Raw genomic sequence first — 14,038 nt, forward strand, 5'->3', positions numbered from 1 at the left:
CCACGAGGGCCCCTTTCCGGTGGCGCTTATTGTGCCAGCCACGCCTGGAACTTGGCGTCGATGTCGTCACGGTAGTCGGCCCAGAACTCGTAGTTGTAGAGGAACGTGTTCTTGGCGTTTTCCGGATCGGTCGGCATATGCGGCGCCATGTCGATTCCGAGATCGGCATGCTTGCCGACCAGCGGCGCGGAGGATTTCCGGGCCGGACCGTAGGAAATATAGGCGGCCTGATCCGCCAGACGCTGGGTATCCGTCGCGAACATGATGAAGTCGAGCGCGCGGGCCTTGCGGTCCTCCGGCAGGTCGGCGGGGATGATCCAGCCATCGAGGTCGAAGACCTGCGCATCCCAGAGCATCGCAACCGGCTGGTCCTGCTCTTCGATCAGGCTGAACAGACGACCGTTGTAGGTCGAACCCATGATGACTTCGCCATCGGCCAGAAGCTGCGGCGTGTCGGCACCGGCGGACCACCAGACGACGTCGTCCTTGATGGTTTCCAGCTTGTCGAGCGCCTGCTGCTGACCTTCCGGGGTCTCGAGCACGTCATAGACCTCTTCCTTCGCAACGCCGTCGCAGATCAGGGCCCATTCCATGTTGTTGATCGGACGTTTCTCGAGGCTGCGCTTGCCGGGATAGGTCTCGGTGTCGAACAGCGCGCAGATGTCGGTCGGGGGCGTATCGCCGACCAGGTCGGTGCGGTAGCCCACGGTGGTGGAATAGACGATCTGCGGAATGAAGCAGTCGCCGACCAGCAGGTCGCCGAAATCTTCCGACGCCTTGGTGCCGTCCGGCGCATCGGCCAGCATGGTGTCCGGGTCGATCTCCATCGCCAGACCTTCGTCGCAGAGCCGCAGTGCGTCGGAAGCTACCACGTCCACCACGTCCCAGGTGACATTGCCGGCTTCCTTCATCGCGCGCAGCTTGGAGACCGCCTCGTTGGAGGATTCATCGTTGATGATCTTGACGCCGGTCTTCTCCATATAGGGTTCGTGATAGGCCTTCTGCTGCGAGTTGGAATAGGCCCCGCCCCAGCTGACGATGGTCATCTCGTCGACCATGTGCGATTCCGCAAAGGCCATCCCGGCTGCAACGGTCAGTGCCGAGGTGGCCATGAGCGTATTGGTCAGTTTCATTCGGTATTCTCCCTTATTTCACCCGCTTGGATAATCCGAGCTGTGACGGCGGGCTTCTTCACAGCCGCTTTGTCGTTGCCGCGACGAAGACAATCATCGGCGGCAACTTGGCGCACGCATCAGGCATCCAATGCGCGGCAATCCTCCGGCAGCCAGCCGATCTCGATCTGCTCGCCCGGTACCAGGCGTTTCTGATCGGGGGCGTTGCGGGTCTTGATGATGAAGTCATCGGTCCCGGCGACCCGAAGACGGGTGCGGAAGATGTCGCCCATATAGATGAACTCGAGCACTTCGGCCTGCAGCGTATGCGCATCGGCATGCAGACGGCTCTTGTTGAACTCGACGCGCTCGGGACGGATCGAGACGCGGGTGCGTTCCCCGGCCTCGCTCACGTTGACCGGCATGGCGTCGATCAGGCCACCGCCGTCGAGCTGCACCAGCGCGACGCCGTTCTTGATCTCCTTCACCGTGCCTTCGAGCGTGTTGTTCTCGCCGATGAACTGCGCCACGAAGCTGTTCTGCGGCGCTTCGTAGAGCTCATCGGGCGGGGCGAGCTGCTGGATGCGGCCATCGTCGAAGACGGCGACACGGTCGGACATGGTCAGCGCTTCGGTCTGGTCATGGGTCACATAGACGACGGTGATCCCGAGCTCATGTGCGAGATTGGTGATCTCGAACTGCAGGGTTTCGCGCAGCTGCTTGTCGAGCGCGCCGAGCGGTTCGTCCATCAGCACCAGCTCGGGTTCGAAGACCAGAGCGCGGGCCAAAGCGATCCGCTGCTGCTGGCCGCCGGAAAGCTGTGTCGGGCGGCGCCCGGCAAAATCGTTCATCTGCACCATGCCAAGGGCGCGCTTGACCTTCTCCTCGCGCTCCGACTTGCCGATCCGGCGCACTTCAAGCGGGAAGGACAGGTTTTCGGCCACGGTCATATGGGGAAACAGCGCGTAGTTCTGGAACACCATGCCGATACCGCGCTTGTGCGGCGGGATGTTGTTGATCGATTTTCCGTCGAGGCGGATATCGCCATGGGTCGCGGTCTCGAACCCGGCGAGCATCATCAAACAGGTGGTCTTGCCCGATCCCGACGGCCCGAGCATCGTCAGAAATTCGCCCTTCGGCATGGAGAGGTTCAGGTCTTTGACAACCAGATTTTCGCCGTCATAGCTCTTTTGAACGCGCTCGAATTCGACGAAAGCGCCGTTGGTAGTGGTGTTGGCCAAGATAGGCTCCCTGTTGGTACGGCGATTTTTCGCCCTTGTTTCCTGAAACTAAAGCCTCCCCTGCGCGGCATTGCAACCGGTTTACGACAGTTTTCATGCAATAAGCGGCAATCGCTTGTCGCAACCGCTGAAATTCGCGTCGAAGTGCCATGCGGATGCGCAAATATCTTGCGTCGGTTTGGGCTCTGTCCCACCGTGCGGGAACATCGCGGACAACAGGGAGGGAACGCTGATATGCCACCGATAGATCTGCCTTTCGAGCGCTCGGAATACGACCGCCGCCTTGCCCTTGTGCGCGACGAGATGGCCGCGCGGGGGCTCGAGGCGCTGTTTGTGACGGACCCGAGCAACCAGGCCTGGCTCACCGGCTACGACGGCTGGTCCTTCTACGTGCATCAGGGGGTAATCGTCCTGCCCGATGCCGAGCCGATCTGGTGGGGGCGCAACCAGGACCGCAACGGCGCGCTGCGCACGGTCTGGATGGGAGAGGACCGTAGCCTGGGCTATGCCGACAATTACGTGCAGTCCACCGAGCGCCATCCGATGCAGGATCTGGCCGGTCACCTGCGCGCGCTGGGGCTGGAGAAAGCCCGGATCGGCGTCGAGATGGACAATTACTATTATTCCGCCAAGGCGCATAGTGCCTTGTGCGAGAGCCTCCCGGATGCGCGATTCCTCGATGCGACGGCGCTGGTGAACTGGCAGCGCACGATCAAATCCGCGCCCGAACTGGCCTTCATGCGCAAGGCGGCACGGATTTCCGAGAAAATCGTCGACGGCCTGCTCGAGCGGGTCGAACCCGGCGTGCCAAAGAACGAGATCGTGGCGGAGATCTACCGGGACGCGATCCGCGGGGTCGAGGGCGCTTGGGGCGATTATCCGGCGATCGTGCCTTTGCTGCCATCGGGCTCCGACGCGGCGGCACCGCATCTGACCTGGGATGGCCGGGCCTTCGCCAGTGATGAGGCGACGTTCTTCGAGATTTCAGGCTGTTACCGGCGCTATCACGCGCCCTTCTGCCGCACGCTCTTCCTCGGCGAGCCGCCCGATTTCCTGCGCCGCGCCGAGGCCGCGCTGGTCGAGGGGCTGGAGGCCGGGCTCGAGGCGGCGCGTCCGGGCAACCGGGCCTGCGATGTCGCCAACGCGCTGGCCGCGCCGCTGGAGAAGGCCGGGATCGAACGTGGCGCGCGCTGCGGCTATCCGATCGGGCTGAGCTATCCGCCGGATTGGGGCGAGCGCACGATCTCTCTGCGCGCGGAGGACGAAAGCGTGCTCGAACCCGATATGACCTTTCACTTCATGCCCGGTCTGTGGATGAAGGATTGGGGCATCGAAATCACCGAGAGCATCCGCATTCGCGATCATGGACCGGCCGAAACCTTCTGCAACCGGCCGCGGCAGATGTTCGTGAAATGACCAGACTGGCAGAGACGGTCGAACTGCTCGGCAGGCTGGTGGCCTATCCGACGATTTCGAGCGACAGCAACGTGGCGCTGATCACCGATCTGCGCGATCGGCTTTCCGACCTCGGGGCGCGCTGCCATCTGTTCAGCACGGGCGACGGGTCGAAGGCCAATCTCTTCGCTTCGATCGGACCCAACGAGCAGGGCGGAATCCTTCTGTCCGGTCATTCGGACGTGGTGCCGGTGATCGATCAGGACTGGAGCAGCGATCCCTTCGTGATGCGCGAGGAGCATGGCCTGCTGTTCGGTCGCGGCACCTGCGACATGAAGGGATTTCTGGCCGCGGTGATGGCCATGGCACCGCATTACGCGGCGCTGCCGCTGCGCCGACCGGTGCATTTCGCCTTCACCTATGACGAGGAGATCGGCTGTCTCGGCGCGCAGAGCCTGGTTCCGGAACTGCAGCGCCTCGGGTTGAAACCGGACATCGCCATCATCGGCGAGCCGACCGAGATGCGGGTGATCGAGGGGCACAAGGGCTGTTGCGAATACACGACGCGATTCTACGGGCTCGAGGGCCATGGGTCGAATCCGGGTCTCGGGGTCAATGCGGCAGAATTTGCCGCGCGCTATGTGGCACGGCTGCTGGCGCTGCGAGCCGAACTGCGCCAACGCACGCCTGCCGACAGCAGGTTTGAGCCGCCGGAGACCACGCTCAACATCGGCCGCATTTCCGGCGGCCACGCGCATAACGTGATCGTCGGCAAAGCCGAGGTCGATTGGGAATTTCGCCCGGTGCAGCGCAGCGATCTCGATTTCGTCAAGCAGACGATGGAGCGTTTCGTCGAAGAGGAACTACTGCCCGACATGCGTGCCGTCTCTCCAGATGCCGATATCGTCACCGAAACGATGGGCGAGGTCGTCGGGCTCGAACCGATGCGCGACAATGCGGCACGCGAATTGGTGGCGGGGCTGCTCGGGCTCAACGGGGCGGAGGTCGTGCCTTTCGGGACCGAGGCAGGGCTGTTCCAGCAGATGGGCATGGACGTGGTTGTCTGCGGCCCCGGCTCGATCCGACAGGCCCACAAACCCGATGAGTTCGTGAGCCTGGAACAGTTGAGCGCCTGCCTCGCGATGCTGGAACGGCTGGGCGAGCGCCTGCTCTGATCAGCCGAGCGGGGAGGGGGCGTCATGCTCTTCCGCCGCGCGCAGCATATCCTGCGCCTTCAGATCGGCATATGTCGCATCGAGCGCGGCCCTGGCCCGCTCGGCAAAGATCGCGATCTCTTCCGGCGTGATCACCAGGGGCGGCGAGATGATCATCCGGTCGCCGACATGGCGCATCACCAGATTATGCGCAAAGCAATGTTCGCGGCAGATGTAGCCCACCGTCCCCTTGTCCGCGGCGAAGGCGGCCCGGCTTGCCTTGTGCGGCGTGAGCGGCAGCGAGGCCATCATGCCGGAGACATTGACCCCGCCGACCAGGGGATGCTCGGCAAGCCCGTCGAGCGCTTCCTTCAATGCCGGGGCGGCGACGTTGCGCACGTGATCGAGCAGGTTTTCTTCCTGCATGATCCGCAGGTTTTCGAGCGCCACCGCGGCGCAGACCGGGTGACCCGAATAGGTGTAGCCGTGATTGAATTCGCAATTGCCGATGACTTCGGCGACCTCGTCACAGACGATCGACCCGCCGATCGGCGCATAGCCCGAGCTCAGCCCCTTGGCGATGGTCATGATATGCGGCTTGATCCCCATGGTCTGCGAGCCGAACCAGTTACCGGTACGCCCGAAGCCGCAGATCACCTCGTCGGCGATGATCAGCACGTCGTGTTTTTCGCAGATTCGCTGAATCTCGGGCCAATAGCTCTCGGGCGGGACGATGACGCCGCCGGCGCCCTGCACCGGCTCGCCGATGAAGGCGGCAACCTTGTCCGCCCCGAGTTCGAGTATCTTGTCTTCGAGCGCCCGAGCACAGGCCAGGCCAAAGGCCTCCGGCGTCTGATTGCCGCCTTCGCTCCACCAGTCGGGCTGTGCGATATGGTGAATCCCCGGAATCGGCATGCCGCCCTGTTCGTGCATCGGCGTCATGCCGCCCAGGCTGCCGGAACCGACCGACGACCCGTGATAGGCATTCTTGCGGCTGATCACATGGCTCTTTTCGGGTTTGCCCTTCTGCGCCCAATAGGTGCGCACCATGCGCAGGTTGGTGTCGTTGGCCTCCGACCCGGAACCGGCGAAGAACACATGGTTGAGATCGCCCGGTGCCAGGTCGGCAAGCTCCTTGGCCAGCGCGATGCCGGGCACGTGGGTGGTCTGGAAGAAAGTGTTGTAATAGGGCAGTTCGTTCATCTGCCGCGCCGCGACCTTGCCCATCTCCTCGCGGCCATAGCCGAGATTGACACACCACAGCCCTGCCATGGCATCGAGAATCTCGTTGCCCTCGCTGTCGGTCAGATAGACGCCCTTGGCACGGGTGATGATGCGCGCGCCCTTGTCGGCGAGTTCCGAATTGGTGGTGAAGGGATGCATGTGATGCGCCGCATCGAGCGCCTGAAGCTCGGCGGTGGGCAGGTGGTTGGTAACGGAGGACATGAAGATCACCTCGGATTTTGCGACGGAACGGGCTCTGCTGGCAGGATATGATCAAATTAAACGCTGTCAAATCGAATCGACGCAGGCCACCTACTTTTCCAGCGCCGCGGTGATCTGCCTGATCCCCTGATCGACGTCGCCGGTCATCGCCGTCGCGGCGGCCTCCGCGTCGCCCGCGGCGATGGCGCGCAGCAGGTCGGCATGTTTGTCCGGCAGGTTGCTGGTCCCGAACCGGCCGCAGACCACGCGCAGGGACGGGCCGAATTGCAGCCATAACTGGTCCACCGTGGTGGCCATGATCGGCGCTTCGGCGCTTTCATAGATGAAGCGGTGGAAAGTGTAGTTCTGGGTCAGATAGCCGCCGACATCGCCCCGGTCGATGGCCCGGTTGAGCGCGTCGTCGCAAGCCCGCAGGCGCGCCAGCCCCGTCGCATCGATTCGCGCCACCGCGCGGCGCGTGAGCTCCGGTTCCAGCGCTTTTCGGATGAATCCGAGCTCTTCGATACAGGCGCGGGACAGGACCGGCACGGTCACCCGACGGTTGCCCTGATGGGTCAGCGCGCCCTCGGCGATAAGGCGGCGCAGGGCCTCGCGAACCGGGGTCATCCCGACGTTCAGCGCTTCGGTCAGCCCCTGGATGGTTACCGCCTGGCCGGGGGCCAGATCGCCGAACAGGATCAGGGCGCGCAGCCGTTCGTAGGCCTGCTGATGGGTCGGGATCTTGCCGGTATCGACATCCCGTTTGGGTTGGGTTCTGCTGGTCACGAGTGTTTCCATTTTCGGGCCTGACATTCGAGGATTCTGCCGCGGTTGCGCCGCTTACATTTGCATGAAAGCATAAATCATCTTGCCGCAAGAGGCAAAACTTGATCAAATTGGCGAAAGGGTCGGGATAAACCCGGCCTCACCATGGGGAGCAACAGATGAACTACCGTTTGATGAGCGGCGTCGCCGCCGCCACGCTGATCGCCGCCACGGCACATGCCGAACAGGTGCGCGTCTACAACTGGTCCGATTACATCGACGAATCGCTGCTGGAGAAATTCGAGGCCGAGACCGGCATCGATCTGGTCTATGATGTTTTCGACAGCAATGAAGTGCTCGAAACCAAGATGCTGGCGGGCGGGTCAGGCTATGACGTGGTGGTGCCCTCGGGAACCTTCCTGCAGCGTCAGATCACCGCCGGCGCCTTCCAGAAGCTCGACAAGGCGAAGATCGAGAATATCGACAATGCCTGGGATGTGATCAGCGAACGGGTCGAGAAATACGACCCCGGCAACGAATACGCGGTCAATTACATGTGGGGTACAACCGGGCTCGGCATGAACATCAACAAGGTCAAGGAGGTGCTCGGCGAGGATGCGCCGGTTGGCTCTCTGGCGCTGATCTTCGAACCTGAGAACATGGAAAAGCTTGCCGATTGCGGCGTGCATTTCCTCGATGCGCCGGTCGAGATGATCCCGGCGGCCCTTGCCTATATCGGTGAGGATCCGGACAGCCAGGACGCCGAGGTGATCGAGAAAACCGAACCGGTGCTGAGTGCCGTCGCGCCCTATGTGCAGAAATTCCATAGCTCCGAATATATCAACGCGCTGGCCAACGGCGATATCTGTGTCGCCTTCGGCTGGTCCGGCGACATCCTGCAGGCCCGCGATCGCGCGGCAGAGGCGGAGAATGGTGTCGAGATCGAATACCACGCGCCCAAGGAAGGCGCGTTGATGTGGTTCGACCAGATGGCGATCCCGGTGGATGCGCCCAACCCGGATGCGGCGCATCAGTTCATTAACTTCATGATGGATGCACAGCACGCCGCCGCGGCGTCGAATTACGTCTATTATGCCAATGGCAACAAGGCGAGCCAGGAATTCCTCAGCGAGGACGTGATCGGCGATCCGGCGATCTATCCGGACGAGGAAACGCTGCAGAACCTCTATACCACCAGCCCCTACGGACCCAAGGTGCAGCGGGTTGTGACCCGGCTCTGGACGAAGATCAAATCCGGCACCTGAGCCTTTCAGTCCGGGGCGGGCCGTCCGGTCCGCCCCCGTTTCAAACCCCTGTTTGGGGGGACCAGAGGATTTCCATTTCGTGCCACAGACTGTCTTCGCGCCCTGGGACGATCCCCGGGAAACGCCATTGATCCGTTTCCAGAACGTGACCAAGAAATTCGGCGAATTCGTTGCCATCGATGATCTCACCCTCGATATCTACGCCAAGGAGTTCTTCGCGCTGCTGGGCCCCTCCGGCTGTGGCAAGACGACGATGATGCGGATGCTTGCGGGTTTTGAGGATCCGAGCAGCGGACGCATTGACTTGGCCGGTCAGAACATCGTCCCGGTGCCGCCGAACAAACGCGCTGTGAACATGATGTTCCAGTCCTATGCGCTGTTTCCGCATCTCTCGATCTGGGACAATATCGCGTTCGGTCTGCGCCGCGACAAGAAGGACAAGGATCAGATCGCCGCCCGCGTTGACGAAATGCTGAAGTTGACCCGGTTGGAGAAATTCGCCCGCCGCAAACCGCATCAGATCTCGGGCGGTCAGCGTCAGCGGGTGGCGCTGGCGCGCAGCCTCGCCAAGGCGCCCAAGCTGCTGCTTCTCGACGAGCCGCTCGGAGCGCTCGACAAGAAACTGCGTCAGGACACGCAATTCGAGCTGATGGACATCCAGGAAACCACGGGTACCACTTTCGTGATCGTGACCCACGATCAGGAAGAGGCCATGACCGTGGCAAGCCGGGTCGCGGTCATGGACGAGGGGCGCATCATGCAGGTCGCCACCCCGGCGGAAATCTACGAGGCACCGAACTCGGTCTATGTCGCGGATTTCATCGGCGATGTGAACATCATCGAAGGCCGTGCGACGCCGGATGGCGAGGAACTCTATCGCATCGACTGGGCCGAGGGGCAGGAACCGCTCCATGCCGCTTCAGCGCGGTACTTCAGCGCGGGACAGAAATGTCATCTGGCCATTCGCCCCGAAAAGATCTTCATTGCCACCGAGAAGCCTGTCGATGCGCAGAATGCGGTGCAGGGCAGGGTGCTGGACATCGCCTATCTCGGCAATCTCTCGACCTATCATGTCGAACTTCCCGGCGGGCAGATCATCAAGGCGCAAACCGCCAACACCCGGCGGCTCGCGCGTCGCTCGATCACCTGGGAAGATCGCGTCTGGGTCGGCTGGAGCGCCACGGCCGGCGTGCTGCTCGACCAATGAATGGTTCGAACCGACGCCAAGCGGAGGCATTCTGATGCGCAGATTCGTATTGATCGCAATACCCTACCTGTGGCTGCTGGCGCTTTTCCTTGTGCCCTTCCTGATCGTTTTCAAGATTTCCCTGTCGGATATCGCCCTGTCGATTCCCCCCTATACGCCGACCCTCAAGGACGGCATCGCACAGATGTTCGCGGCGTTCGATTTCGAGAATTTCGCCTTCCTGACCTCTGATGACCTTTATTGGAAGGCCTATCTGAGCTCACTGCGCATCGCGTTGATCTCGACTTTCATCACCCTGCTGATCGGCTATCCCATCGCCTATGGCATGGCGCGGGCGGCCGAAGAATGGCGCCCGACCCTGATGATGCTGGTGATCCTGCCGTTCTGGACCTCCTTCCTGATCAGGGTCTATGCTTGGATGGGCATCCTCAGCAGCGAGGGATTGCTGAACCAGTTCCTGATCTGGATCGGATTTATCGACACGCCGCTGACAATCCTTAACACGACCACCGCCGTCTATATCGGCATCGTTTACACCTATCTGCCCTTCATGATCCTGCCGATCTATGCGGCCCTCGACCGGCTCGATGAATCGCTGAACGAGGCGGCCGAGGATCTGGGATGCTCACTGATACAGGCCTTCTGGCTGGTAACCGTACCTCTGTCGAAGAACGGCATCGTCGCGGGGTGTTTCCTGGTCTTCATTCCGGCACTCGGCGAATTCGTGATCCCGTCACTGCTGGGCGGGTCCGGCACGCTGATGATCGGCAAGGTGCTCTGGGAAGAATTCTTCAACAATCGCGATTGGCCGGTGGCTTCGGCGGTTGCCGTGATCCTGCTGCTGATCCTGGTGATCCCGATCGTGCTGTTCCAGCGCAACCAGCAAAAACAGGCGGAGGCAGAGCGATGAGACGGTTTTCCTGGTTCAACGCCACCTCCCTGACCCTCGGCTTTGTCTTTCTCTATCTGCCGATGGTGATTCTGATTATCTACAGCTTCAATGCGTCGAAGCTGGTAACGGTCTGGGCAGGATTCTCGACGCGCTGGTATGGTGCCCTGTTTCAAAACGAAGCCTTTCTGAACGCCGCCTGGGTCACCTTGAAAGTAGCGGTGGCCTCTTCGACCCTGGCCACGATGCTCGGCACAATGGCGGCCTATGTCCTCGTGCGCGGCGGTCGTTTCCTCGGCCGCACACTGTTCTCGGGGATGATCTATGCACCCTTGGTGATGCCGGAAGTCATCACCGGCCTGTCCCTGCTGCTGCTGTTCATCGGCATCGGGCTCGACAGAGGCATCCTGACCATCGTTCTGGCTCATACGACTTTCTCAATGTGTTATGTGTCAGTCGTTGTCTCTTCTCGCCTGGTGTCTTTCGACCGCTCTTTGGAAGAAGCCGCGCTCGATCTGGGGTGCTCCCCATGGGATGCTTTCCGTCTCGTGACCCTGCCGATAATCGCACCGGCTGTGATTTCCGGCTGGCTGCTGGCATTCACGCTTAGCCTCGACGATCTAGTGATTGCATCCTTTACCGCAGGACCTTCGGCGACCACCTTGCCAATTAGGATTTTCTCGGCGGTTCGGCTCGGCGTCTCGCCGGAGATCAATGCGCTCTCCACCATCATGATCTCGATCGTCACCATCGGGGTGATCAGCGCCTCATTGATCAGCAAACGTAACAGCCTTCGGCTGCGCAAGGAAGCGCAGGCAGCGGAGCGCGCAACAGGATGAGGCGGATCTACCCCGCTTTCGCCTATAGTGATGCGCCGCGCGCGAACTGCTGGTGGGATCAGACCTGCGAATTGCCGAGACGTCCCAGCTTGCAGTCTGCGCAGCGTTGTGATGTGGCGATCATCGGTGCCGGATTCACCGGTCTCTCCGCTGCGCTGCATCTGGCGGAAGCCGGAGTCTCGGTCATGGTGCTGGAAAGCCGTCACGTTGGATGGGGGGCATCGGGCCGTAACGGTGGCTTCTGCTGTCTCGGCGGTGGCATGTTGCCGAATTCGGCGCTTGAGCGGAAATACGGCTATGAGGGGCGGCGCGATTGGCGACAAGCGGAGATCGATGCGGTCCGCCTGGTCGAGGAAATCATCGATCGGCACGGTATCGAAGTAGACCGCCATTCCACCGGCGAGACCCAACTCGCGCATCGGCCAAGCGATTTCAGCGAGTTGCAGCGCAGCATCGGCAGGATTGAGGAGGATTACGGCGTTTCTCCCGCCCTTATCGCAAGAACTGAGCTTTCCGATCATGGTATGAGTTCCGACTTCCACGGCGCGCTGACCCTGCCGATCGGTTTCGCACTGAACCCGCGCAAATATGTAAACGGTCTTGCGAAGGCTGCGGAAGCTTCCGGCGCGGTGGTTTTTCATGACACGTCGGTGACAGAGATTTGCCGCCGAGACGGTGGCTATCTGTTGCGCAGCCCGACGGCAGAGCTGCGGGTAGAAAAAGTTATCATCGCGACAAACGGCTATTCCTCGGAAGACCTGCCGCCGTGGTTCGCAGGGCGCTACATGCCTACCCAGTCGAGCATCATCGTAACGCGTCCACTCAGTCACTCTGAGCTTTCTGCGCAGGGATGGACCACGCCCCAAGCCTGCTATGACACGAGGCATTTGCTTCACTATTTTCGACTGATGCCGGACCGTCGCATGCTGTTCGGCGTGCGTGGTGGCTTGCTCGCGAACCGGGCTTCGGAACGTCGCGCATTGCAGCGGGCGCGGCACGATTTCGATGAGATGTTTCCTGCTTGGGAGAATGTGGAGACACCCCATGGTTGGTCGGGCATGGTGTGTATTGCTCGCGACCGGATGCCATTCGTCGGCACGGTGCCGCGAGAACCGGACATGTATGTTGGGCTTTGCTATCATGGCAACGGGGTAGCGATGGCCAGTTATTCCGGTGCGCTTCTGGCAGATCTGGTTCTGGGGCAGAAAACGGACCGGACCTATCCTGCAGCGATGCGCTCTCCTTTGCGTCAGTTCGAGATGGGGCGCTTTCGGCGCGCGCTCATGCCATTCGCTTACGCGGGCTTTGCGCTGGCGGATCGATGAGCGCCGACGAGATCGCAAGTGCCGTTTAATGCTCATGTCGCTGCCCTCAAACCGCTAACATCGCTTGCGGGAACCGTTGACCCGCCTTCGAGAACCAGCAACGGCAGCCCGTCCTGAATGCGTGTCTCAATAATTTTAGCGTAGCTTTCGGCAGCGTAGCTGTCGAGCAGCTCGCCCTTTGCTTGGCTCTCGATCTCGAACCTGTAAATTCCATTCGGAAACGGCACACCGCCCTCTGTCACACCCGCCCAATCGACAGAACCGGAATCATGTGACAGCGCGCGGCGCTGCACCTCGGCCCCCGCTGCATCATAAACGACCAAGGTCATCTGATCCGCGCCGACAGCAGGGCGAGTTTCAATGGTGATAGGAGCGCCGTCAAACAAAACAGCGGCGCTCGTTCGCACTTCCATTCCGATCCAACCTGGATTCAGTGCCGCTGCGCCCGAGCCAAGCTGAGTGGATAATGTTGTCAGTAGATCATTGGAAAGAACTTGCTGCTCTACCATAGAGAATTGTGCAAGTTGAGCCGCATATTCGGAGGAGTCGAGCGGTTCCAACGGGTCCTGATACTTGGCTTGTGTCGTAAGCATCTGCAGGAAGGTTTCGAAATCTGACGACAGCACTGCTCTCGCTTGCGGTGACGGAGCTGCAATATTTGAGGTTTGGTTTTCAATTGACGATATGATCAACTTTTTGCTCCTTTAGAGTCGAATATCCAGCCCGGCCTCTTTCGTTATGCGGTTTTTGGAACTCACTGGCATTTCGTAAACGTCGTCGTTTCGCCACTCGTCATCTGGCCTTAGGTCGCCTCGCCCATTTTCGCCTGAAGTCTCAGTTTGACTATCCTCGCTGCGCGCGAAGGAAAACGCGATTTCGTCGTAACCAAGCGCACGAAAATCTTGCCCCAGGTGATCAATATGGCGGCGCATCAGGTCAAGCGTATCGGGTCGCTCGGCCAGGATATTCACGGTCACAGCCCCATCCATCGTCGTCACAGATAGGCGCACATGCCCCAGTTCGTCCGGGCTCAGATTGATCTGCACCGGTGTGCCAAAGTTCCGCGGCGCATTTTCGGCAATTTGCCTAGCGACTTGCTGCCCAATATCACCGCGCTGCTGACCGATATTGGTAGCAAAGTTTGTCTGTGCCGAGACCCTGCGTAGCGCGTCCAGTTCAAAGTCGCTCGTCGACATCGGATCAAAAAATATTTCTGGGGAGGGAGACGATGGGTCCAGAAGCGGAGTCGCCAGCTGAGGAGAAGACTGAGTCCGGGAAGGGTGGGAGGCGAGGTGTTCAGTGGCATCGGACACGGATTGTTGTGGTCCTCGTATATAGGGATTGTGAGGTGGCTCGGTTTGTCTGAACAGCTTCGAGCCGTTTCCTAAGTGGATTTCCCGCTCGGTTATGCCGCGACCGGG

The 14,038-nt window shown here is 60.9% G+C and carries 13 protein-coding genes; 7 read left to right on the forward strand and 6 right to left on the reverse strand.

Annotation, left to right across the window (positions count from 1 at the left end):
• Window positions 1–26: 26 nt before the first annotated feature.
• Entirely contained in the window at window positions 27–1,133 is a 1,107-nt protein-coding gene (locus tag ACFSUD_RS16750; RefSeq protein ID WP_386375654.1) for an extracellular solute-binding protein, read from the reverse strand.
• 119 nt (window positions 1,134–1,252) lie between these two features.
• Window positions 1,253–2,353 carry an ABC transporter ATP-binding protein gene (locus ACFSUD_RS16755; protein ID WP_386375655.1) on the reverse strand — a complete coding sequence of 367 codons (1,101 nt, stop codon included), beginning with the start codon at window positions 2,351–2,353 and terminating at the stop codon, window positions 1,253–1,255.
• A 234-nt stretch (window positions 2,354–2,587) separates the two neighbouring features.
• Between ACFSUD_RS16755 and ACFSUD_RS16760 the strand changes: the two genes are divergently transcribed.
• Window positions 2,588–3,769 carry a M24 family metallopeptidase gene (locus tag ACFSUD_RS16760; protein WP_386375656.1) on the forward strand — a complete coding sequence of 394 codons (1,182 nt, stop codon included), beginning with the start codon at window positions 2,588–2,590 and terminating at the stop codon, window positions 3,767–3,769.
• On the forward strand, window positions 3,766–4,923 hold the full coding sequence (gene argE, locus ACFSUD_RS16765; protein ID WP_386375657.1) for an acetylornithine deacetylase: 1,158 nt from the start codon (window positions 3,766–3,768) through the stop codon (window positions 4,921–4,923). The genes ACFSUD_RS16760 and argE overlap by 4 nt, the downstream gene beginning before the upstream one ends.
• On the opposite strand, the gene ACFSUD_RS16770 is transcribed toward argE, so the two are convergent.
• The gene (locus tag ACFSUD_RS16770; protein ID WP_386375658.1) at window positions 4,924–6,348 is read right to left on the reverse strand and encodes an aspartate aminotransferase family protein; all 1,425 of its coding nucleotides are present in this window, start codon (window positions 6,346–6,348) and stop codon (window positions 4,924–4,926) included.
• A gap of 90 nt (window positions 6,349–6,438) precedes the next feature.
• Window positions 6,439–7,125, reverse strand: a complete 687-nt coding sequence (locus tag ACFSUD_RS16775; protein WP_386375667.1) for a GntR family transcriptional regulator — start codon at window positions 7,123–7,125, stop codon at window positions 6,439–6,441.
• 146 nt (window positions 7,126–7,271) lie between these two features.
• Here ACFSUD_RS16775 and ACFSUD_RS16780 point away from each other — a divergent pair, with 146 nt between their 5' ends.
• The 5 genes from ACFSUD_RS16780 (at window position 7,272) to ACFSUD_RS16800 (ending at window position 12,617) form a co-directional block, all read left to right on the forward strand.
• Entirely contained in the window at window positions 7,272–8,357 is a 1,086-nt protein-coding gene (locus ACFSUD_RS16780) for a polyamine ABC transporter substrate-binding protein (RefSeq protein ID WP_386375659.1), read from the forward strand.
• Window positions 8,358–8,436: 79 nt separating this feature from the next.
• On the forward strand, window positions 8,437–9,564 hold the full coding sequence (locus tag ACFSUD_RS16785) for an ABC transporter ATP-binding protein (protein WP_386375660.1): 1,128 nt from the start codon (window positions 8,437–8,439) through the stop codon (window positions 9,562–9,564).
• Between the two features lie 34 nt (window positions 9,565–9,598).
• Window positions 9,599–10,474 (forward strand): ABC transporter permease subunit, encoded by an 876-nt coding sequence (locus tag ACFSUD_RS16790; RefSeq protein ID WP_386375661.1) that lies wholly within the window; start codon window positions 9,599–9,601, stop codon window positions 10,472–10,474.
• Window positions 10,471–11,292 (forward strand): ABC transporter permease, encoded by an 822-nt coding sequence (locus tag ACFSUD_RS16795; protein WP_386375662.1) that lies wholly within the window; start codon window positions 10,471–10,473, stop codon window positions 11,290–11,292. Before ACFSUD_RS16790 ends, ACFSUD_RS16795 begins: the two co-directional genes overlap by 4 nt.
• Window positions 11,289–12,617 (forward strand): NAD(P)/FAD-dependent oxidoreductase, encoded by a 1,329-nt coding sequence (locus tag ACFSUD_RS16800; RefSeq protein ID WP_386375663.1) that lies wholly within the window; start codon window positions 11,289–11,291, stop codon window positions 12,615–12,617. The genes ACFSUD_RS16795 and ACFSUD_RS16800 overlap by 4 nt, the downstream gene beginning before the upstream one ends.
• Before the next feature lie 32 nt (window positions 12,618–12,649).
• On the opposite strand, the gene ACFSUD_RS16805 is transcribed toward ACFSUD_RS16800, so the two are convergent.
• Entirely contained in the window at window positions 12,650–13,309 is a 660-nt protein-coding gene (locus ACFSUD_RS16805) for a flagellar hook capping FlgD N-terminal domain-containing protein (RefSeq protein WP_386375664.1), read from the reverse strand.
• A 12-nt stretch (window positions 13,310–13,321) separates the two neighbouring features.
• The coding region (locus tag ACFSUD_RS16810; protein WP_386375665.1) for a flagellar hook-length control protein FliK at window positions 13,322–14,038 on the reverse strand (717 nt) is incomplete at its 5' end.

The organism is Sulfitobacter aestuarii (genome assembly GCF_042685005.1).
GTDB classification, from domain to species: Bacteria; Pseudomonadota; Alphaproteobacteria; order Rhodobacterales; family Rhodobacteraceae; genus Sulfitobacter; species Sulfitobacter aestuarii.